This window comes from Clostridium sp. AF23-6LB (assembly GCF_003461085.1).
Lineage (GTDB): Bacteria > Bacillota > Clostridia > Lachnospirales > Lachnospiraceae > Coprococcus > Coprococcus ammoniilyticus.
The window spans coordinates 278,663-300,588 of sequence record NZ_QTWK01000005.1 but is presented as its reverse complement, the minus strand read 5'-3'; the positions used below and the strand labels follow the sequence as shown (position 1 = coordinate 300,588).

The 21,926-nt window shown below is 41.5% G+C and carries 18 protein-coding genes, 1 tRNA gene and 1 other annotated feature; of the genes, 1 reads left to right on the top strand and 18 read right to left on the bottom strand.

Annotated features, from left to right (window positions below):
* Nucleotides 1-49 precede the first annotated feature (49 nt).
* From DWY07_RS12805 to DWY07_RS12780, 6 genes are all read right to left on the bottom strand, one after another.
* Nucleotides 50-1,684: a DUF6034 family protein gene (locus tag DWY07_RS12805; protein WP_117823528.1), complete on the bottom strand. Its 1,635-nt coding sequence runs from the start codon at nt 1,682-1,684 to the stop codon at nt 50-52.
* Nucleotides 1,685-1,834: 150 nt separating this feature from the next.
* A complete protein-coding gene (locus tag DWY07_RS12800) occupies nt 1,835-3,019 on the bottom strand; it encodes an ABC transporter ATP-binding protein (protein WP_347465525.1) in 1,185 nt (394 codons plus the stop codon).
* Nucleotides 2,997-3,674, bottom strand: coding sequence for an ABC transporter ATP-binding protein (locus tag DWY07_RS12795; protein ID WP_117785052.1), 678 nt, complete (start codon nt 3,672-3,674; stop codon nt 2,997-2,999). The genes DWY07_RS12800 and DWY07_RS12795 overlap by 23 nt, the downstream gene beginning before the upstream one ends.
* Before the next feature lie 3 nt (nt 3,675-3,677).
* Nucleotides 3,678-6,497, bottom strand: a complete 2,820-nt coding sequence (locus tag DWY07_RS12790; protein WP_117823526.1) for an ABC transporter permease — start codon at nt 6,495-6,497, stop codon at nt 3,678-3,680.
* Between the two features lie 14 nt (nt 6,498-6,511).
* Nucleotides 6,512-8,983: a biotin/lipoyl-binding protein gene (locus DWY07_RS12785; RefSeq protein WP_117823524.1), complete on the bottom strand. Its 2,472-nt coding sequence runs from the start codon at nt 8,981-8,983 to the stop codon at nt 6,512-6,514.
* Nucleotides 8,980-10,005: a hypothetical protein gene (locus DWY07_RS12780; RefSeq protein ID WP_021943715.1), complete on the bottom strand. Its 1,026-nt coding sequence runs from the start codon at nt 10,003-10,005 to the stop codon at nt 8,980-8,982. The genes DWY07_RS12785 and DWY07_RS12780 overlap by 4 nt, the downstream gene beginning before the upstream one ends.
* Before the next feature lie 412 nt (nt 10,006-10,417).
* On the opposite strand from DWY07_RS12780, the gene DWY07_RS12775 reads away from it, so the two are divergent.
* Nucleotides 10,418-10,501 (top strand) — tRNA-Leu (locus DWY07_RS12775).
* A gap of 275 nt (nt 10,502-10,776) precedes the next feature.
* On the opposite strand, the gene DWY07_RS12770 is transcribed toward DWY07_RS12775, so the two are convergent.
* The 12 genes from DWY07_RS12770 to DWY07_RS12715 form a co-directional block, all read right to left on the bottom strand.
* Nucleotides 10,777-11,082, bottom strand: a complete 306-nt coding sequence (locus tag DWY07_RS12770) for a hypothetical protein (RefSeq protein ID WP_008401521.1) — start codon at nt 11,080-11,082, stop codon at nt 10,777-10,779.
* Nucleotides 11,083-11,305: 223 nt separating this feature from the next.
* Nucleotides 11,306-11,662 (bottom strand): 50S ribosomal protein L20, encoded by a 357-nt coding sequence (gene rplT / locus DWY07_RS12765; RefSeq protein WP_008401519.1) that lies wholly within the window; start codon nt 11,660-11,662, stop codon nt 11,306-11,308.
* A gap of 21 nt (nt 11,663-11,683) precedes the next feature.
* A complete protein-coding gene (gene rpmI, locus DWY07_RS12760; protein WP_008401518.1) occupies nt 11,684-11,881 on the bottom strand; it encodes a 50S ribosomal protein L35 in 198 nt (65 codons plus the stop codon).
* A 37-nt stretch (nt 11,882-11,918) separates the two neighbouring features.
* Nucleotides 11,919-12,413, bottom strand: a complete 495-nt coding sequence (gene infC / locus DWY07_RS12755; protein ID WP_008401517.1) for a translation initiation factor IF-3 — start codon at nt 12,411-12,413, stop codon at nt 11,919-11,921.
* 27 nt (nt 12,414-12,440) lie between these two features.
* Nucleotides 12,441-12,570: a sequence feature (ribosomal protein L20 leader region), on the bottom strand.
* Nucleotides 12,571-12,673: 103 nt separating this feature from the next.
* Nucleotides 12,674-14,803, bottom strand: coding sequence for an RNA degradosome polyphosphate kinase (locus DWY07_RS12750; protein ID WP_117823522.1), 2,130 nt, complete (start codon nt 14,801-14,803; stop codon nt 12,674-12,676).
* Nucleotides 14,804-16,339, bottom strand: coding sequence for an HD domain-containing protein (locus DWY07_RS12745; RefSeq protein WP_117823520.1), 1,536 nt, complete (start codon nt 16,337-16,339; stop codon nt 14,804-14,806). It lies immediately after the preceding gene.
* Between the two features lie 32 nt (nt 16,340-16,371).
* Nucleotides 16,372-17,361 carry a prephenate dehydratase gene (locus tag DWY07_RS12740; protein WP_226801090.1) on the bottom strand — a complete coding sequence of 330 codons (990 nt, stop codon included), beginning with the start codon at nt 17,359-17,361 and terminating at the stop codon, nt 16,372-16,374.
* Nucleotides 17,362-17,473: 112 nt separating this feature from the next.
* Complete coding sequence (folK, locus tag DWY07_RS12735) at nt 17,474-18,298, bottom strand: 2-amino-4-hydroxy-6-hydroxymethyldihydropteridine diphosphokinase (protein WP_117823518.1); 825 nt, start codon at nt 18,296-18,298, stop codon at nt 17,474-17,476.
* Between the two features lie 126 nt (nt 18,299-18,424).
* Nucleotides 18,425-19,231 carry a dihydropteroate synthase gene (gene folP, locus DWY07_RS12730; RefSeq protein ID WP_021943710.1) on the bottom strand — a complete coding sequence of 269 codons (807 nt, stop codon included), beginning with the start codon at nt 19,229-19,231 and terminating at the stop codon, nt 18,425-18,427.
* Nucleotides 19,231-19,710, bottom strand: a complete 480-nt coding sequence (locus DWY07_RS12725; RefSeq protein ID WP_226801089.1) for an HD domain-containing protein — start codon at nt 19,708-19,710, stop codon at nt 19,231-19,233. The genes folP and DWY07_RS12725 overlap by 1 nt, the downstream gene beginning before the upstream one ends.
* A gap of 39 nt (nt 19,711-19,749) precedes the next feature.
* Nucleotides 19,750-21,024 carry a folylpolyglutamate synthase/dihydrofolate synthase family protein gene (locus tag DWY07_RS12720; RefSeq protein ID WP_117823514.1) on the bottom strand — a complete coding sequence of 425 codons (1,275 nt, stop codon included), beginning with the start codon at nt 21,022-21,024 and terminating at the stop codon, nt 19,750-19,752.
* A gap of 51 nt (nt 21,025-21,075) precedes the next feature.
* Complete coding sequence (locus DWY07_RS12715) at nt 21,076-21,906, bottom strand: polysaccharide deacetylase family protein (RefSeq protein ID WP_117808407.1); 831 nt, start codon at nt 21,904-21,906, stop codon at nt 21,076-21,078.
* Between the last annotated feature and the right edge of the window lie 20 nt (nt 21,907-21,926).

The window sequence follows — 21,926 nt, the reverse complement described above, 5'->3', positions numbered from 1 at the left end:
TCTTTATAGTCTGGCGTCGTATGACACCTTATTTTCCTGTAGGATTGTATTATTCTACAACATCATCCTCTAACAGACCTTCGTCGTCAATGATCCCTTCATCGGATCCATCCTCTATCTCATCTGATGAATCATCGGATCCGTCATCACTGCCATCTGATGAATCACCGGATCCGTCATCACTGCCATCTGAATCTATACTTTCCATATCACTGTCATCATATTCGTATCCATCGATCATATCACCCTGATCATCGTAATAATCACTGTATGAGATCGAACCGGCCTCCAGAACATCTTTCAGATTGTAGATTGTTCCATCGGTTGCATTTACCATAAGTGCCTGTACCGGATAGTCAAAATCATATGTTCCATCATTTTCGTCTGCCTGTGCAAATATCCATACAGGAACATAATTATATACATCATCCTGAGAATCATCCTTAATACAGTAATATGTCAATCTGACATCGTTAAATTCAATATCGCTGTAGGAAGTCTTATTATCTGTATAATACTGTGCAACATTCTTATCCAGTTCCTTTAAAAGCTCCTTCCAGCTCAAAAGATCTACATTTTTTTGATCCTCACCGGTTGAAACTAACAATGGATAACAGCTTGCGTTGATCACGCCATTGGAGTCGATCTGAATGGAGAACGTCTCTGTTGGAGCATCATACCAGGCATCATCCTCATCGCTTGAAAGAGTGTCAACCATAGACAGATCCGCACTGTATGGAGCAGTTCCATTGACAGAACGTCCAAAGTTTACAATATAACCTTCATACTCTGTTGCAATCACATTATAAGAGCTGTCATAATACTCCCATAATAACGGAGATTTATCTGTAACGATCACATCATCAATTCCACATCCGGCAAGAAATTCCTGTGCCAGTGATACGGCTTCATCTTCAGAAAATGTACAAGTATTTACAATGCTGTCATCAATCCCCTCTTCTCCATACTTTGCGTCATAAGCATATACAAAGGATGCACCCTCATATGGTCTGTAATTGATCATGCCTTCGGATGGATAATAAGAAAGATCAAAGCTTGCATTTAACCCTTCTGTTCCCTCTGAAAATGAGAGCATGAACTGATTATCGCCAATCTGTCCGATATAATCCGATGCACTGTAATCACCGGCTCCTTCTCTCTCATCCGTTGCCGTTGCCATTTCATTTTCCAGATAGGATATGTATTCCTTACAATAATCCTCTGTATCTGTATCTCCAGCTTCCTTCGCATCCTCTAACATCGTCTGATATGAATCAATCTGAGTCTGCAGATCACTCTTGGTCTGGTGCTCAAAGTCATATACATAGATACCCTTTGACTTATCAAAGATTGCCTCACAGACCTTCTGCCTGTATGCATTATCAAAGGAATTCTTCTTATAAGACACAATAGACATACTGTCGGAATCTGGTGTTATGATATCATCATCTTTAATGGTAATCTCTTTGATACCGGAATCACCGGTATCCAGCTTACCCTCATAAGACTCCGGAACACCGAGACGGGACGATAATTCGCCGCCTTCTCCTGCACTTCCTTCTTTCTGCGTTCCATCACCCATATCGTAATCAACCTTCTTATTACATCCTGAAAAAACAGTTGCTGCAGACAATGCTGTTGCCAGTAACACTGCCGACATTTTTGTTAATTTTCTCTTCTTCATGGTTTCCTCCTCGAAATTCCAAATCAGCTAAACAAAGTTATTATAATCGAACCAACGCACGATAGCAAGAAAAAGCAAGAAAGAAAATGTGAAAATATTGCGAACGGCCCTGAATGCATATGCATCCAGAGCCGTTTTCTGAACTGATATTTATTCTTTTGAAATAACAACCTTGCCATCCACTACCTGAATCTTTACCTTGTTTGTATCAATTCCGGCAGCCTCCAGAATATCATCACTGATCTGTACACGGTGTGCCTTATCCATAATGGAATATTCTTCATGGGAATCGGTTCCATTAAAGCTCTCGCTTTCCATGTCATTGATCCGTTTTCTGTAATCCTCTTTCATGATCTTTTCTGTACTGATCTTACCATCTGCGATCATAACCACACGTCCAACCTTATTTGCAAGACTGATATCATGCGTTACGATGATAACTGTAATACCCATTTCCTCATTCAGTTTCCGGAACAGATCCTGAATCATATCTGAGGTTTTGGAATCGACTGCACCGGTCGGCTCATCTGCCAGCAGGATTTTTGGATTGTTAGCAAGTGCGATCGCAATTGCAACTCTCTGCTGCTCACCACCGGACATCTGTGCCGGATAGGAATTTACCTTTTCCTTTAAACCAACCTTGCACAAAAGATCATAGGCTCTGGCTTCCCGGTCTTCCTTATTGTCTTTATCAAAATACATCGGCACCTGGACATTTTCCAGAGCTGTCATATACGGAAGCAGGTTTCTGGAATTCTTCTGCCATACAAAGCCAACGGTATGTTTCCGATATTCTACCAGTTCTTTGTCTGTCATTGCAAAAAGGTCTTTTCCATCTACATATAATTTTCCTGCTGTCGGACGTTCCAGTCCACCGATCATATTCAGAAGCGTTGACTTACCACTACCGGATTTACCGATAACTGCCATCAGCTCACCCTTTTTGATCGTAAGCTCCAGCCCCTGAAGTGCCATTACTTCAACTTCATCTGTTTTATAGATCTTAACCAGACTGTCGCAGTCAATGATATTGCCGGTTTCTTCATATTCTTCCGCAGCCTGACTGTTTCTGTCTGTATCGTCCAAATCTTCTGATGTTTCTGTATCGTCATCTGCTATATCTGCTTCATCAACAGCGTTCCCAGCATCCACTGCAGTCTCCTGCACACCGATATCGTTCATGTCTGTATCTGCGATATCGGCGTCTTCCTGAACAGGATCCTGATCTATTGGTTCTTCCATCATCTGTGCAGCATTTTCCTGCATATCAGTTTCCGGAATCGTATTTTTATCTTTTTTCTTAAAAAATCCACTATGCTTTACCAATGATCTCACCATCCTCTATCTCAAATACTACGTCTCCGAGTTCCATCAGGTTTGGATCATGTGTCGTCATAACGATCGTGATTCCTTCTTTTGCCACCAGATCCTTGAACAGCTTCATAACATTCAGTCCGGATGCTGTATCCAAAGCTCCTGTCGGCTCATCTGCAAAAATTACCCTTGGCTTATGGGCAACCGCTCTTGCGATCGCAACCCTCTGCTGCTCACCACCGGACATCTGGTTCGGCATATGGAACATTCTGGAACTAAGTCCAACCATCTCCAGAACCTCACGGATACGGGAATCCCGGTTTCCTTCATATTCCGCAAGTCTTAAACCAAAATCTACATTCTCATATGCATTCATGATCGGAATCAACGCTACCGACTGGAATACAAATCCGATATCGTACCGTCTGAGTTTTTCTCTTTCCGGTACAGCCATCTCCGACAGGTCGTGATCCTCTATGATCACCTGCCCCTCCGTTGCTTCATCCAGCGCACTTAAAATATTTAAAAGGGTTGTTTTACCGGAACCGGATCTTCCCTTCAGGATCGCAAGCTTTCCTTCCGGGATATCCAGATCTATTCCTTTAAGAGCATAAAATGGTTCGCCATTTCCAACTGTAAAACACCGCTTTATTCCTCTTGCAGTAATCATATTCATTGTTTAGTCCTCCCCCAGTTTTAATGCCTGTGTGATGTTCATCTTCTTTAAGATTGTCCGGAGAACAATGAAGCAGATAATAAACATTACCACAACTACGATCGTCAGTTTCAATATATCAAATGGGTTGACCGCTATGCTGATCGCTATGTTATGCGACTCCGGCAGATATACGATCGCTACCAGCTTTACAAACAACGCAGTAGCCGCCGCCCCAACTCCATATCCTGCCAGACTGGCAAGAACGGAACTGAACATCTGCTCGTTGATCAGCATCTTGTTGATCTCCTTCATGCTCATACCCATCGCACGGTAGATACCAAACAGAAGCTCCCGCTGCTTGATCGATGTGATCCAGTAGATGAGAAATCCTACTGTACAGAGGATAACTGCTACCAGGAAGCTCAGTGAGAATAACCCATTTGTGATCAGTACAAGCGGAGATTCCAGCATGTTCTGTACTTCCTGATCTACACTCTGATAACTCTTTAATAAAATACCCTGCTTTTCAACCGTATCCAGGACCTCCTGATAATCATGTCCATCTGCAAGCTGTCCCCATATCTGATATGGAGTAAGCCCAAATGCACTGACAACATATGCGTAATTAGCAACAACCAGGTAACGTTCCTTCTCAACAACCTTTCCACTGTTGTCCTTCTCATATGTGTACTGGTTAAATCCAGGCCATGCATCTACAATTGCGCAGATCGTTCCGGACGGTGATGCGATCTCTACCGGCTCCTTTGTCTTCATCGGGCTGTATCTTGCATATGTAATGCTGTCACCAACAGACAGATCATATTCCTTTGCCAGATTTGATGAAATGATAACACCATTGGAAACAGTTGCAATACTATTCAGGTAATTATACCAGTGTTCATCATTCAAGCCTGACTTCAATTCGGCTGTCTCACCAAATTCCTTTGTATTAATTCCCATCAGAACAGAGTCCGGAAGTTCAGAACCTCCAACCTTGATCGTTGTATTGTCATCATAGATCACACGGGTCAGATGTTTGCATGAATTGGAAAGATTCTCTGTATACCGTTCAAAATCCGGTTCTTCATAGTACCAGTGACTCTTCTTATCTTTATCCAGATACGCTCCCATCTTCCACTGTTCACTCAGAACGATATCTGTTCCAAGATTATATTCGATACGCTCCTGATTGTTCTCATTGATCGTTCTTGCCATATTGGAATTAAACATACCCATGGCGATCGTCATAACCAGAAATACAGAGATAAAGCCCTGCTTCTTCACTGTTCTGGTGATCTGAAGGAAGGAAGCATATACCGCAGGTGACCATCTCTTCTTACCAATGAAATAAATGAACTTGATCAGATATTTGATCAGTCGCAGGATCAACAGCCCAACTGCAAATATAAACAGGGAGGAATTCAAAAAGATCAATGGATCCGGTTTGTTTCCAGCCAGAATGCTTAATGCAATATCACTCTTCTGTTTATTGTAGTTGTACAGCAAGTAAATGGAAACTGCCACCAGGATCACATCCAGAAATGCCTTCTCCCAGATTGGCTTTGTATTCACCTTTCCAAGTTTACTCTTCTGCTCTACTATCGAATTCTTCGCGTATTTCAATACCGGAAGTGTTATAAACAGGATTGCGATAACTGCAGCAATTAGACTGTATAATAACATTCCCCATGTCAGCTTATAAAAGTGTGTATCACCAAAGCTGAATTTCAGGAAGGAGGTTGCACTTGCACATAATTTACACAACAGATATCCGACCGGAATACCAATAACGATCGCGATCAAAGAAAGGATCGCAGATTCTCCAAAATAGATGCCAAGAATCTGTTTCGTACTGGTACCACGACTCTTTAGCATCGCAATCTCACCGTCCTCCATTTCCAGGATCTGACTGGATACCATATAGATAAATGCCAGAAGCAATACCAGGATTGGAAGTTCCAGTACCCAGATAATGATCATGATCGATGTTGCATCGTCCTGATAATCAGCAAGTATGCTGCTGAAATTCTGAATAAAGTTACCATCTGCTTTTGAAAATGCACTCAGATAATAACGGATATCTGATGCATTTGTATGATCGATATATGCATAATCCAGCATATTATATGTCGCATAATATATTGTCAAAACACCATAGTTTGCAACGGTTTCATCAAAGGATGCCTGATCTGTAAATATCATCTTATCAAAATCTGCCGGTGTCTCTTTCCAGTATATATCACTGGTATCCTTTGGTTCAAAGATTCCGACAACCGTAAATGTAACCGGCTTTCCATCCTTGTCTACCAATTTATCAATTGATACGGTTTCACCTACAACCAGATCATATGTATCCGCATTCTGCTGATTGATAATCACCGGATAAGTACCTTCAACCGGTTTCCCGGTATCAAGTCCCTCTCCAAACGTGATATTGATATGTTCGCTCATATCCTGCATATAGTTTACACTGAAAAATCTCCTGGAACCGAGCCCGGTCATTGCATAAGTACCTTCTATAAACAATCTGTTCTGTCTGCTTAATACCGGGACGTCAATGTAACTCATCCACTTCTTTTCATATGCATTGATACGGTCAAGTACGGATGCAGAATCCGGGAAATTGTCTGTTGAGCAGGAGCCCTGTCTTCCGACCACGGCTGAATATGTATTGTTATCTTCTATCGCTGAATCAAACTTGGATGCCAGCGTCATATCCATTGCACCGTTTTTGAACATCGGATTACAGGATGCTACAGCAACCAGAAGCACAATACCAAGAAGAAGACAGGCATTCAGCCACTTTTTATTCAGTAATTTATTTCTTAAGAATTTAAACATTCCTCTTCTCCCTTCTATTCTTCTGAGCTGCTATCGGCTTTTTTCTTTGTATTGTCACCACTGCCGGAAGAACCGGATTCTTTCAGAATCACATCTCCCTCTGACAATCCGGTAAGTACACATGCATTTGACGACTTTGTATCTGTGCTTGTTGTTACATACTGTTTTACAATCTCATCCTTTGAAAGCTTCCACACATATTCATAGGATTTACCGGATGTCTTATCCGTCTCTGTATAAATAATATTCATTGGAACTGTTACTACATTTTCCAGTGACATTTTTGCAAAGCTTACAAAATATCCCTTTGGTGAATCATAGAAGCTCTTATCATCCACCTGTATATAATATCTGGTATCTTCGGATCCGGAGCTGCTTGTTATATATACCTGACCATCGATAGTTGTTACATAAGCCTTCTTGGAATCCGCTGTTGCTCCGATACATCTTCCGGTCAGCTTCTTGCTGTCATCCTTCTGATCAATTAAAGTAACCTCCTGATTGACCAGAAGTGTTGCATTGCTGTTATCACTTCCGGTATCGTCACTTCCGCTATATCCGTTACGTCTGGAGCTTCCACCGTTATCTGTCAGGGATAAGGACATCATCTTGGATTCATTGCTTCCTATGCTGACAACCTTGTCACCCTCTTTGATCTGTTTTCCCTGACTGGCATATACACTCTGTACAACGCCGTCGCTTTCTGCATATACGCTGATATTACCTTTTCCATCATTATTTTTGTTCAGCTTATCACGCTTTGCGATCAATGGATTCACAGTCGTATTATAATTGATCTTTGCCAGCTCTTCATTGTATTTTGCAATCTCAATCTGGCAGGTAAGCTGCTCAACCATGTATAATGTATTGCCATTATTATCATCTGGATCCGGGATATCGTAATCACCGTCTTCTTCATCCCCGTCATCTGTTGTAGTATCCGTTGTATCATCTGCCGGATCAGCATCTCCCGGTGTTGCCACCTGCTGTTTCTTTCTGCCGGAACGGTAATCTTCAATCTCGGCTCTCAGATCCTTGATCTGCTCTTCATAGCCCGCTACTGTCGAATCATAATCACTCTTTGCATCTGATATCTGGGAGTTTAACTCCAGCAGCTCTGCGCTACCACCACCACTGTCAACAATATACAACAGATCGCCTTTTTTCACTTCCTGACCTTCCGCCAGATCAAGCTGTGTAAAATAGCCTTCTACAGGAGCTTTATAGGTTATCTGATTGGTATCTACCATCTTATAGGATTTGCTGGTTCCTGTTGTCTTAAAAGTTCCCAGCTTAATCTCATATGTTGTATAGTCACTTGGGATCGTTGAATCAGAATCATAATAAACCAGATCTCCCTCTGAAAGACCGCTCTTTACTTCCGTGTAGTTATCATCCTGTGCACCGATCTTGATCTCACGCTTTTCCTTATCACTGCTGTCTGTCTTCACATATACAAAATACTTATCTCCTTCTTCGTATAAAGAATCATTTCCGACTACAAGAACATTTGCAGCAGTTGAGGTACTGAAATACAACGGTGTCAGTGTTCCTGTCTTTAAGATCTTGCTGTTATCCACATCTTTCAGTTTAAAACGGACATATGGCAGCTTGGATGCACTCTGTGCTGCCGCGATCTCCTGATTGGAATATTTGTATTCTTCCAGCTCATACCGTTTGCCATCGATCATCGTATACATGGTGTTAAAATTTGCATATCCATCTCTTGTGATCTGCTCACCGGTGATCTCAATGTACGGTGTGTTGTAATCAGATATAATAACAACATTCTCACCACTGGAGATTGATCCGCCGCCTTCATCTGATGAATCTGTATCCGTCAGGCTCTTGGCATATGTAACATAGCCGTCCTGTTCTGCTACGAGCTTATTATCGGTTTCCAGAGATTCCTTCTCGTCAATCTGCTGCTGGAGCTTCTTGACCTTATAATTGTACAACATGTTATCATACCGGTTATTCTCGGCATTGACTGCTTTTGTGCTCTGGTTTTCTTTCGCACCGGCAGAATCTCCAGCCTCATTACATGCTTTAATCTTATAATCCAGTTCCTTCTGTTTCTGTTCGTATATCTTTTCGTTTACATTATGGGTCTGCTGCTCACTGGAAAGAGAGGCTTTCAGGTCTTCAATTCCTGAAGTCGTATCATCGCTATCTGCCTCTGCAAGAACCGTGCCCTTTTTAACATAATCACCTACATTGACATAAACCTTTGAGAGTGTCGCTGAGGTTTTAAAGAAATAACAATAATCCGTTGGTACAATCGCACCATTCTTGATAATCTTCTTGCCAACATCGCTCTTTTCGACCGGACGGTACGCCTCATTCGTTGTAACCGGTTCTAACAGCTCCGGTGCTTTTTCTTCTTTTTTCCCACAGCCTGTTAAACCAAGCATCATTGCCACAGCGATTGCTGTCATTCTGACTGCATACGATTTTTTATTGATCATTATTCTCTTCTTTATCAATTTACCGTCACCTGCTCTCCAGCCTTCAATCCAGACTTAATAATCGTATATCCGTCTACCGTTTCACCAATTGTTACATCAACTGCTGTCCGGAAGCCATCATCATTGATCGTGAATACATAATAATTATCTTCTGACTTCTCATTGATCGCTTTTTCATCGACATAGACAACATTGCTGATCACCGGCTTATGGATCGTCATGGTCAGCACATCTTCTTCTGAAATTCCTGCCATACTGTCTACCGGCTCAAATAAGATTTTCTGCATCTGCTTACCGGTTGCCTTATCTTCATACTGACTGACATCAATAACCTTCATATCGTAGGATGCCACTTCATAATCTGCCTGATAGACATCCCCTTTTTTAAATTCATAATCATCATCTGTCGTTGCTGTATAATTAGAGGATCCGGATGCTACGGTCACCAGATTATCGGATGAACTTGCATATCCATATCCCAACCACTCATTGACATAGGTTACAGTTCCATCCTTTTCTGCAATCAGACAATACTCCTTCATCTTCTCGTTCTGTTCTTTAATATATGTATCTGCGATCTGGATATCCTCTTTCAGACTTGCAATATCATCAGAATAATCCTCTGATCCATCAATCTGCATCAGTTTCTGATAATGTTCGATCAGCAGTTCATTCTCTGCCTTCTGCTCTGTATATTCCTTGATCGTATCCTGAATATCATCTGCCTTAAACTGAACCATGATATCTCCGGCTTTCACCCGATCTCCCTTTGATACATTAACTTTTTCTACTTCGTAATCATCCTGTGAAACTTTATAATTTTTCGTTTCAAATTCATCCGGGGAAAGTTTTAAGTTCAAGATTGGTGAAATATCTCCTGACTGAACGGTCACCGTATCATATCCCACCTTTGTATATGATTCAATATGAATAGAAGGTTTGCTGCTTTCTGCATTTTTGCTGCTGCATCCACCCAGAAGGGCAGCTACCATGCTGGCACATAACACACATGCCACACCCTTTTTGATTCGTTTCCGCATTGTTGCCTCCTTGCTTGCGCTGTTTTGTTTTTATGTATATCTGAAAATACTATATTTTCCAAATTAAATCATTGTAATTTTACTCTCTCTGTCTGGCATAATCAAGCAATCCTCATTTTATTAAACAATCTTAAGGATTCCTGTATTATTCCTGTTACATATCATTTTCTGACAAATGCCCTGATCTTATGCCAGTATAAAATACAAATGTATCATATTTGCATCTTTTCGTTTTACATACAAACTTCGTTATAAGTTTATCATGTAAATGTGTCCATTTTATGATGAAAACCTCTATCATAATGCGTGCATTGGATTTTTTCAAAAAAAAGTAAAAAAACTTGTTGACATTTATATAGCACAGTGGTATTATCTTACTTGCGTCGGCGGTAAGCCGTACGAAATAAGACATGCGGGAGTGCTGGAATTGGCAGACAGGCTAGACTAAGGATCTAGTGCTGGAAACGGCGTGTGGGTTCAAGTCCCATCTCCCGCATCTTTATTTTTTAGAAAACCTCAAAGGTTTTCTTTTTTATGTCCACAAAAGCCCGATGCCGGAAGTTTTGCTTCTAATGTCAAGATTTTGTCTGTAGATATATCTTTATGTAGCAGACCTTTTCTTACATCGGTCCTTAACGATCCACCGTCAGGGGGGAGTTTAGTACCGTTATGTAAGAAACAGAGCGAAAGCGTTCTGCGGAATAAAGGATATATCTACAGACAAAATCCCTGACGCGGATACAGCTTCCGGCATCAGGGATTTTTTCCATCTCAAATTTTTATCATATTGGTAAGCTTCTTTTCTACGTCTTCTAACAGATGTGCCTTAAATGCACTGTAGTACTCATGTGTAAACTGTGTATAAAGGAATTTGTTCCACAGGTTACTGCAATATGTACTGTCAAAATCATAGTAAGAGTCTGTGTACATCATTCCGTTACTGTATCTGGTTACATCCAGATATGGTTCTTTTCCTGCGTAATTTAATCTCATTACAAGATTCTTCTGTTCGCTGCAGCATGCGAATGTCTCCAAGAACATCTTCATCTGCTCTCTTGTTACTCGTTCTACAAACATAATATGTCACCCTCCATGTCCCATAAATTAGCTCAATGTACAGTTCTATTATAGTATGAACAGGACAACTCTGTAAAGGCAATTATGTCAATGTCCGCCTTTTATTTATGATCTTTAAAATAACGGATCACTTGGCCGGGCAAACGTTCCGATAACGCAAAAACAGACCATAACCATCTTCTTCCGAAAATCATCATGATCTGTTTTTTCTGCTTATCTTAAATTAAGCAAGCTTTTCCTTTGCAACAGCAACAAGCTTAGCAAATCCTTCCGGATCACTGATAGCCATCTCTGAAAGCATCTTTCTGTTGATGTCTACACCTGCAAGCTTTAAGCCGTGCATTAATTTGCTGTATGAAATATCATTCATTCTTGCAGCAGCATTAATACGAGCGATCCATAACTGTCTGAATTCTCTCTTTCTCTGCTTTCTGCCAGCATATGAACTTGTTAAAGCTCTCATAACTGACTGCTTTGCTACTCTATACTGCTTTGATCTGGCTCCTCTGTAACCCTTAGCCAGCTTAAGTGTTCTGTTATGTTTTTTCTTAGCGCCAACGCCGCCTTTTACTCTTGCCATTCTCTAGTTCCTCCTGATTTATTAGATATAAGGTAAAATCTTCTTCATTACCTTTTCATTTGTTGAATCCGTCATTGTTAACTTTCTAAGATTTCTCTTTCTCTTAGTTGTCTTCTTTGTTAAGATATGACTCTTGTAAGCCTTGCTTCTCTTAAGGCCGCCGTTAGCTGTTTTCTTGAAACGCTTAGCTGCTGCTCTTTTTGTCTTTAATTTAGCCATGTGTGTATTTCCTCCTTAATATATGTCATATTGTAAATTAACGTTTTTCAGTTAAAAACATTATCATACTTCTTCCTTCAAACTTGGCAGGCTTATCAATGACTGCGATGTCTGAAAGCTTCTCAGCAAATTCATCAAGAATGCCCTTTGTCTGTTCTACATGGGCAAGCTCTCTACCTCTGAATCGAAGCGTAACCTTTACTTTATCGCCATGTGTCAGGAACTTTCTTGCCTGATTTACTTTTGTATTCAAGTCGTTAGTATCAATGTTTGGAGATAAACGAACTTCCTTGATCTCCATTGTCTTCTGTTTCTTTCTGGCTTCTTTCTCCTTACGAGCAAGCTCATAACGGTACTTACCATAATCAATAATCTTGCATACAGGTGGTTTTGCCTGTGGAGCGATCTTAACCAGATCAAGCTCTGCTTCCTTTGCAAGCTTCAGTGCATCTCTGGAGGACATAATTCCGATCACCTGACCATCCTCGCCGATCACGCGCACTTCTCTGTCTCTAATCTGTTCGTTAATCATTAATTCGCTAATGACTTTTTACCTCCATTGCATAAAAAATAGTGGACAGCGCAAACCATCCACTATTATATATAAGTACATATTATAATCTACTTAGATATGAACCCGAGTCACTATTCTTCGTGCTAAGGTGAGAGTGGATACTCTGCTTTCTTGTCTGTCTCTGCTAAACAGCTTCTATAGGTTAGCACATACATGTGCAAATGTCAAGAATTTTTTTACTGTATCCAGCAACTTTTTTCGTTATATTTAGCAACTTTTTAATGCTCGCTCTCTTCCGCTTCGATCGGGATAAATACCCGGTCATGAGAGATTGCCGCATCTGCATCCTCCGGTTTTGCAGAACGCTTACGGGCTTCTTCCGCGAAGTACATCTGGGAATCCAGTTTTACCTTACCGCGAAGGTCCTGCTTCTCGTAACTGCCATCCGGCTGCATGATGTGCGCCTTTAAAGTATCAGCAAGCTGGATCTTTAAGATGTCCTTGATTCGTTTCTTCAGATCAGGATCTTCTACCGGGAAGGTGATCTCGACACGCTTGTCAAGGTTTCTCGGCATCCAGTCTGCACTGCCCATATAGATATCTTCAAATCCATCATTATAGAAATAGAAGATTCTGGAATGTTCCAGAAAATTACCAACGATTGAACGAACCGATATGTTCTCACTGAGTCCCGGCACACCTGCTTTGATACAGCAGATGCCACGGACGATCAGGTCGATCTTAACACCGGCAGCCGATGCATCATATAAGGCTTCCATCACCTTCGGATCACAAAGCGAATTCATCTTGGCAATGATCCGTGCCTTCTTGCCCTGTCTGGCATTTTCCGCTTCACGGTTAATGAGCATCAGAAATTTATCCTTTAACCAGATAGGTGCAACTGCCAGTTTGTTCCATTTTCCTGGTTCTGAATATCCGGACAGCATATTAAATACTGCTGTCGCATCCTCACCGATCGGATCCGAACAGGTCAGAAGTCCCATATCTGTATATAACTTTGCTGTCTGATCGTTATAGTTACCGGTACCAAGATGTACATAGCGCTTGATACCATCTTCTTCTCTTCTGACAACCAACGCGATCTTGGAATGTGTCTTAAGTCCGACCAGACCATAGATAACATGACAGCCGGCTTTCTCGAGCTTTTTCGCCCATGCAATATTGTTTTCCTCATCGAATCTTGCCTTTAACTCAACCAGAACAGTTACCTGCTTGCCATTCTCCGCAGCCTGCTCTAACGCTGCTATGATCGGCGAATTGCCGCTGACACGATATAAGGTCTGCTTGATTGCAAGTACATTTGGATCGACTGCTGCCTGACGAATAAATTCAACAACCGGCGTGAACTCATAATATGGATGAAACAGCAAACGGTCATGCTTCTTGATCTTATCAAATATATTACTGTAGTCGCCATTTGAAAATGCCGGCTGCGGAACATATTTCTCATATTTCAGATGATCAAAGCCCGGCAGACCATTTACTTTCATAAGGAAGGTAAGGTCAAGCGGTCCGTTGATCTTATATACGACACGATCAACCACATCCAGATGCTTCTTTAATTCTTTTAACAGCTTTTTATCCATCGTATCTTCTACTTCCAAACGGATAACCTCGCCCCACTGGCGCTGCTTTAACTGCTTCTCGATCTCCTTTAACAGATCGGCTGTCTCTTCCTCATCAATTGAGAAATCCGCATTACGCATAATACGATATGGATGCGCACATACGATATCATAGCTTAAGAACAGCTTATCCAGATTCTTCTCAATTACTTCTTCAAGCAGGATGATCTCTGTCATGCCCTGTCGCTCGGATGGCAGGATGATCACTCTTGGAAGTACAGATGGAACCTGAACGGTCGCGATATCTGTAACGCCTTTCTTCTTATCATAGATCAGCGCACCAATATTTAAAGATTTATTTCTTACAAGAGGAAACGGTCTGGAAGAATCCACTGCCATTGGTGTTAATACCGGATAGATATCCCGTTCGAATAATTTATCTACATATCTGGACTGTTCCGGCGTCAGATCTTCATAATGTCTGACAATCTTCAGTCCATTTGCCTCTAATAACGGAACCAGGGAACGATTATAAGTCTGATACTGATTCTTCATGAATTCCTTCGTTGCAGGAATCAGCTCATCAAGCTGTTCTTCCGGCGTCATTCCTGCAATATCCTTCTTCGTATATCCCGCATTCTTCATATCCTTTAAAGAAGCAATACGCACCATAAAAAACTCATCCAGATTGGATGCTGTGATACTTAGGAACTTGATCCGTTCAAATATCGGAATATTCTTATCCTTCGCTTCACTCAGGCATCTTTTATCAAATTCCAGCCAGGACAGTTCCCGGTTGTAAAATAAATTCTTATCACTCATTTATATACCCCTCCTTTGTTTCAATACTACTTTTACACCATAGACCTTTTCAAATAAGATATTATTCGTTTTAAACATGCCTGCTTCAAGTGTAATATCCTCCAGCGTATCTGTATAGATCACCAGTGTATTGTCATGTAATGAAATCCTAAGATTTGTAATCTTCTGTTTATAGCTCTTATCAAGCACATCAGCCAGTCGAAGGATAGCGGTAAGCTTGGCCACTTTCATATAATCTGCCGATCCGATCCGCCCGGATGCCCTTAATTCCGACGGAAGGTAAAATCCATTATAATAAACCGCATTTGCGATCTCCTCTCTCTCTTTATGAGAAAGTCCAAGAATCTCTGTCGCCATCACGATATGATAAGAGATCAGGGATACATCCTTCATATTTACAAATTTACCACAATTATGCAGGATCGCCGCGATCTGTAACTGCAGCCGTTCCCGTTTACCAAGTCCGTGTAATTTCCGAATGCTGTCAAATATTGCAAGTGCATTATCCGATACATTCTGGACATGCGCACGGTTTACTTTATATTTCTTTGCAATTGTATTCACAGATGCAAGAATATCCTGATCAAAATTCTTGTCCATCAGGAAGGTCCCCTGCTTATCCATATAGTCGGCAATAATACCATCACAGAAGATCACATTCGGAGTCAGGATCTCCTCTGCCCTGGAATTATCCAGAAATGACTGATAAATAATCGCCATCGGAAGCATCAGGGTGGCACGCTCATATGGAATACCATACCGTTCCGCCAGATCTTCCGGTTTTATGTCAACTACCCGTTTATAGAGAATGCGGAATTGTTCTCTCGATATACTGTTCGCAATCGAAAGCTCCGGACCAACTTTTTTCAGGTTGTTGATACCATCACCGATTGCAATAATGCTTTTAATATCTTTATCATTTAAAAACAGATTTCTAAATTCTATGATCGCATTTGATGCATACTCTTCCATCAGTGTTTCAAGATCTACCGTATCGGAACCGAACCGGGTCAGATAATCACGGATTCGGACTGCACCGATTGGAAGATTCTGCGTCTGCACCAGATTTCTTCTGTCAAATATCGAGATCTGTAAGCTTCCGGCTCCGATATCAAGCAATGCATTATTCTTATGGGTTGCCACATCCACATCCAGCCCGGTTGCCACAAATGCTTTATAATTCATAAAACGTTGTTCTGAATTACTGAGTATCTGCACATCAAAATCCGTACACATCTTAATTCTCTCAATGATCATAGAAGCATTCTCCGCTTCTCTGACTGCACTGGATGCGTATGCTCTGTAATCAGATACATCATATTCCTTCATCTTTCTCCGGAATTTTAGCAACGTGTCACACAGTTTATTCAAATTATTTTCTTCGATATATCCTTTATTATAGGTATCACTTCCAAGCTCAATAATCGTTTTTACGGTATCAAGCTCCCTCGCACCCTTTCTTGGTGTGATCTCGCAGATCTTCATTGATATCTCATTAGAACCTACATTGATCGCGGCAAATGTCTTTCCTGCCATACTTTCATACACCTCACTTCTTTTTTACACCCCTAATATGTACCGATCAGACGGAAATCCATCGCATCTTCACAGATTCCCTGTAATGCATGTCTTGTTCTTGAATCTAACAGACTGCCCTCCATTGTAACAAAAAAGGCATATTCCCATTTTCTACCGGTAAGCGGTCTCGATTCGATGCTTGTCATATTAATTCCATTCAGATTTATATGGCTCAATATATTGTAAAGTGTACCACTTTCATCCGGCAAGGAAAAGCGGATACTTATATTTTCAGCCTTTTCTACAAAGATTTTCTGTTTTGACAAGATTATAAAACGTGTCGTATTGTTGTCATTGTTCACAATGTCCTTTGCAAGGATCTGAAGTCCATAAAGCTCTGCTGCAAGCTCACTTGCAATCGCTGCCTGTGTCTTATCTCCTTCTTCAATGACCTTGACCGCCGCTACTGCCGTATTTGCAACACTGCACTGCTTCCACGGTTTCCGGCTCAGATAATTCGTGCACTGAAGCAAACCCTGTGTGTGTGAATATACAGTTTTGATCCGGGAAAGGTCACTGCCCGGAACACCCATTAATGCATGTGCTACATGAACCTCTTCTTCGCCGACGATGGTCACATCATTATTTCCCACCATATCATAGATTCCGTTTACAAATCCGGCTGAAGAATTCTCGATTGGAAGTACACCATAGTCTGCCTTGCCATTCTTCACCATCTCAATCACATCTCCGAAATCCGGCACATTGATATTCTGAATCTCTTTTCCGAAAAAACTGAACATTGCCTGTTGGCTGTATGCTCCCGGAACACCCTGATAACAGACAACAGTGTCCTTGTCTACTTCTAATTTCTTCACACAGGTAAAATTCTTCATTCCATCGCAAACAGCAAGCGAGCTGTCATTCGTAAGCTTCTTATTCTCATCTGCCATACCTGCCAGGATCTTATCTCTTGTCTTTACAAGTGAAGCAATCTGTGCTTCTACTGTCCGTAAATCTTCCATATTATATTTATCCATTGTTTTATCTGCTCCAAATACAAGACATTCCGCCTGCAGTCTTTCTATAATATTAATGTTGTCTTTAAAACTATGCCAATACGATCAAATGCGCATGCTCATTTTCCCCGGTTTATTCTTCGTTCCGTTCCAGCTCGTCAAGAAGCTCCCGGATCGTCCTGCCATTGACCGGATGTCTCTTATAGCCTGCTATATTTGACAACGGCTCTAATACAAATTCCCGCTTGCACATCTCTATATGTGGGATATGGAGATTCTCCTCATCACAGATCAGATCATCATATAAAAGGATATCGATATCCAAAGTTCTTGGTCCCCAGTGGATAAGGCGTTCCCTGCCGGCGTCCCTCTCGATCGCATTGATCAGATGTAACAGTTCATCCGGCGAATGAAGTGTCTCTACCTCGATACAGCCATTTAAAAAATCATCCTGTTCCACGCCACCATACGGCTCTGTCTCGATGAAATCTGAAACCTTAGTCACCTTGGTATATTCATCTTTATTTAATTCATCAATCGCAAAATCGAGATAGGATTCCCGGTCGCCCATATTCGAACCAAGTCCCAGATAAGCAATGTGTCTCTTCCTTCGTATCTTTACTGACACTGTCTGAAGCGGCATTAATACCGGTGCCCATGGTTTCTCAACCTCTACTTCAACCTCTGACATCGTCGGATATGACAGAAGGATATTCGCCGCTACTTTCTCCGCAACTGCTTCGATCAGCTTATAAGTATGCTCTTTCATCGTCTTTTCAACCAGATTACAGATGGCTCCATAATCAATAGACAGCTTCAGATCATCCCGGATCCCTGCCGCCCTTGTCGATGTATACATATCAATATTAATTACAAATTTCTGTCCAAGCACATTTTCTTCTTTAAAAACTCCGTGATTGGCAAATATTTCCAGTCCTTTTATGCTGATTCTATCCATACGACACCTCCTGTCTGTTCTCCCTTTTACCAGATCAAACCTCATCTTTTTTATTTATGATTCAATGAAATTTTCTTCTGTTCATTAAATCATTAAGTACTGCTTCATTTTCTCTTATTGACTGTATTAACTATGCATGATCGCCCATGCCATCTGAAGTGCACGCGCATTTCCTTTTACATTATGCACACGGAAGAACTGACAGCCCTTCATAAGCCCCATGACCGATGTCGCGATCGTACCTTCTTCCCTCTCTGTAACAGGAAGATCGAGAGTCAGACCGATCATAGATTTTCTGGAAGTACCCAGCAGTATCGGGAAATCCCATTTATGCAAAAGCTCCAGATGATTCATTAAAGCGAGATTCTGTTCTAAGTTCTTTGCAAATCCGATTCCCGGATCTACCATGATCTTCTCCTTCTTCACACCTGCATTAAGTGCCATCTGAACGGATTCGTCCAGATCTTTAACAACGTCGTTTAAATAATCGGTATAATCCATTACCCTTCTGTTATGCATCAGACAACATGCCACATCATGTGCAGCAACGATATCAGCCATCCTTCCATCCCATTTGAAGCCCCAGATATCATTGATCAGATCTGCACCTGCCCGGATTCCGGCTTCCGCCACGCCAGCCTTATAGGTATCCAGTGAAATTACGGTATCAAATCGTTCCCTGATTGCCTCGATCACAGGAACAACACGACCAATCTCCTCCTCATCTGAAATTAATGTATAACCGGGTCTGGTCGATTCTCCGCCTACATCTATAATATCTGCGCCATCATTTATCATCTGCTCTGTGGCATACAATGCATCATCGAACTTGTTATGTGTTCCTCCATCGGAAAATGAATCCGGTGTCACATTCAAGATTCCCATTACATACGGTTTTTCATTCAGTTTAAATTCTTTGTTCCCTATAATCATCAGTAGACCACTCCTTTGTTCTTTTCGTCTTCCTTCCAGTAACACTCGTCATAGACCTCACAGTCAAAACAGCGTCTGGAAAGCTTGTCTGCCCTGTATATTACATAGGAAAGCCCCTCTGCTTCCTTCCCTGTCGTATTATGTTTGCTGATTGCTTCTAAGATCAGCTCTGTTTCCTTACCGGAAAATCCGGTTGCCAGCAAAATACTCCGGCTGTTACGAACACTTGCCAGATGATGTTCTTCGCTGGTCTGATAGCTGACCGCCCGTCCGATATCATGTAATAATGCTGCCGCATAGATAAGCTCCGGTTCCAGTCCTAACTTCTCCTCCAGATTCATCAGCATTCCGATCCTTGCTACATCCAGACAATGATCGATCCCATGACAGCAGAATCTTCGTTCTTTCTCGGATGTTCGGATCTGCTCCATCCAGTCTTTATATTCTTCATTTGCTAATATTGCGTTGACTCTGTCCATCGTCATTTCTTCTCTGTAGTCCTCTCCTGGTTTATCGTACTACTTTATTCGCGGTATCAGCGGTCCTATAAAAGATAATGAACCAAATACCACAATCACCGGCTCCGTCATTTCTTGTGCCAGTGTTTCCGCCTGTCTCTGTGCAGTAAACACATCCCCTGCCGTATCCACCGACTTTCCGTATGAACGATAGCAGTCTGCCAGAATCTCCTTATCAAGCGCCCGTGGATTATCCGGTGTTACCGTTATGATAAAGCTTGCAAACGGTGCCATGATATCCACCATTTTCTCATACTCTTTATCTGCAAGAACACCACAGATATAGATCAACGGCCGCCCTGTAAAATATGCCCGGATATTCTCTCTGAGACTTCTCCATCCGCCTTCATTATGCGCTCCATCGATATAAGTCAAAGGCACATCCTTAATCTTCTGGAATCTGCCCTCCCACACCGTCTCTTTTAATCCGTTCTTTATATTCACATTTTTTAAATCATACTGTTTTTTTAAACAATTACAGACCTCAATTGCGGTTATACTGTTATAGATCTGATAGATTCCGGGAATCCCCAGCTCATACTCCTGTCCTTTATAACAAAACCTGCTTCCATGCAGATTTTCTGCTATGACCTGCAGTTGGTCGGTATCTGCCATGATCGGTTCTATCTGCATTTTATCACATTTATCCAGCCATATCTGTCTTATCTCATCCTGCATCGGATATGCCACACACGGAACCTGTTCCCGAAGGATCCCCATCTTCTGTTCCAGAATCTCCTGCAATGTATCACCAAGAAACTGCATATGATCTCTGCTGATACTTGCAAGCACGGTACAAAGCGGCTGTTTCACCACATTTGTCGCATCGTTCTTTCCTCCCATTCCGGTTTCCAGTAACACGATATCGACCTTTTTCTGCACAAAATACAGAAATGCTACCGCAGTCTCAAGCTCAAATGCAGTCGGAATCGGAAGCCCGGCTTCCTCCATATCCTCGCAAACCGGGATCACGGTCTCCATGATCCGTGCAAATTCCGATTCTTTCATATAATGTTCATTTATCTGAAATCGTTCCAGATATGTAAAGATCGTTGGGGATATATAGCGTCCGACAACATACCCTGCATCCTCCAGAATATGCCCGACAAATGCGAATATAGAACCTTTTCCGTTTGTTCCGGCTATATGAACGACAGGAACCCGATCCTGTGGATTTCCCAGTCTTAAAAGTAGTTCTTTCACTGTCTCCGTTCCGTAGACACTGCCTCTTTTTCCCGCTTCTTTCATATATAGATATGCTTCTTCGTATGTCATTCTTTAGCCTCTTTACTTGATTATGTATAGATAAAATATAATGAACTATTTCTAATGTGTTCTATGTTGGATATGCGGTGTATCATCATCAATCGGAAGGATCTCATATCCATGTTCCTCTAATTGTTCAATCAGTGACGGCAGAGATTCCACTGTTTCATGACAGCAATCCAGATCATGCATCAATATGATCGTGTCATCATAATTTAATGCATCCTTCAATATATTCTTTACAAGCTGATCCGGTGTCTGTCCGGCAATCACCGCATCATTATTCAATGCATTCCAGTCAAAATACGTCAATCCTGCTGAGTCCAGATAGTCGATCAGGTCATTCACCGGTACCTGCGTAACACGGTTTGAACTTCCACCCGGGAACCTGTAATACCGGCAGTCCACTCCTGTAACATCATACAATAATTTTCTTAATTCCTCAACATCATTCACGAAATTGTCATAGCTTGCATAGATCGTACTATATTCATGGGAATATGAATGGATCGCCAGTGTATGCCCTTCCTCCACGATCCGTTTGTACATGGGATAGTATCGTTCATTTCTTCCTATTACAAAGAACGTAGCTTTAACATTATGCTCTTTTAAAATATCAAGGATCTCTCCGGTCTGATCGGATGGACCGTCGTCAAAGGTCAGATATGCCCGTTTTCGTGTCACTGTTTTTGATGACATGGCAACCACGCTGTCTGAATCCGGAAATTTATCTTTCTGATCGATAATGAATTTTCCTGTAAACAATAAAAATACGATCAGTGCAGCAACCAGAATTATATTTTGCCAATAAGCTGCAAAAAATCGGTCACACTCTTTTAACGCTTCGTTGTCATTTATGTGGGATAAAACTGTTTTTATTTTTTTCCTCATTTTTATAAGATTTTCCGTTT

Excerpts from the sequence above, each read along its gene's own strand:
- DWY07_RS12805 (WP_117823528.1), bottom strand. The coding sequence starts at position 1,684 with ATGAAGAAGAGAAAATTAACAAAAATGTCGGCAGTGTTACTGGCAACA.
- DWY07_RS12795 (WP_117785052.1), bottom strand. The coding sequence starts at position 3,674 with ATGAATATGATTACTGCAAGAGGAATAAAGCGGTGTTTTACAGTTGGA.
- DWY07_RS12790 (WP_117823526.1), bottom strand. The coding sequence starts at position 6,497 with ATGTTTAAATTCTTAAGAAATAAATTACTGAATAAAAAGTGGCTGAAT.
- DWY07_RS12780 (WP_021943715.1), bottom strand. The coding sequence starts at position 10,005 with ATGCGGAAACGAATCAAAAAGGGTGTGGCATGTGTGTTATGTGCCAGC.
- DWY07_RS12770 (WP_008401521.1), bottom strand. The coding sequence starts at position 11,082 with ATGTTTGTAGAACGAGTAACAAGAGAGCAGATGAAGATGTTCTTGGAG.
- rplT (WP_008401519.1), bottom strand. The coding sequence starts at position 11,662 with ATGGCAAGAGTAAAAGGCGGCGTTGGCGCTAAGAAAAAACATAACAGA.
- rpmI (WP_008401518.1), bottom strand. The coding sequence starts at position 11,881 with ATGGCTAAATTAAAGACAAAAAGAGCAGCAGCTAAGCGTTTCAAGAAA.
- infC (WP_008401517.1), bottom strand. The coding sequence starts at position 12,413 with ATGATTAACGAACAGATTAGAGACAGAGAAGTGCGCGTGATCGGCGAG.
- DWY07_RS12750 (WP_117823522.1), bottom strand. The coding sequence starts at position 14,803 with ATGAGTGATAAGAATTTATTTTACAACCGGGAACTGTCCTGGCTGGAA.
- DWY07_RS12745 (WP_117823520.1), bottom strand. The coding sequence starts at position 16,339 with ATGGCAGGAAAGACATTTGCCGCGATCAATGTAGGTTCTAATGAGATA.
- DWY07_RS12740 (WP_226801090.1), bottom strand. The coding sequence starts at position 17,361 with ATGGATAAATATAATATGGAAGATTTACGGACAGTAGAAGCACAGATT.
- folK (WP_117823518.1), bottom strand. The coding sequence starts at position 18,298 with ATGGATAGAATCAGCATAAAAGGACTGGAAATATTTGCCAATCACGGA.
- folP (WP_021943710.1), bottom strand. The coding sequence starts at position 19,231 with ATGATTATAGGGAACAAAGAATTTAAACTGAATGAAAAACCGTATGTA.
- DWY07_RS12725 (WP_226801089.1), bottom strand. The coding sequence starts at position 19,710 with ATGGACAGAGTCAACGCAATATTAGCAAATGAAGAATATAAAGACTGG.
- DWY07_RS12720 (WP_117823514.1), bottom strand. The coding sequence starts at position 21,024 with ATGACATACGAAGAAGCATATCTATATATGAAAGAAGCGGGAAAAAGA.
- DWY07_RS12715 (WP_117808407.1), bottom strand. The coding sequence starts at position 21,906 with ATGAGGAAAAAAATAAAAACAGTTTTATCCCACATAAATGACAACGAA.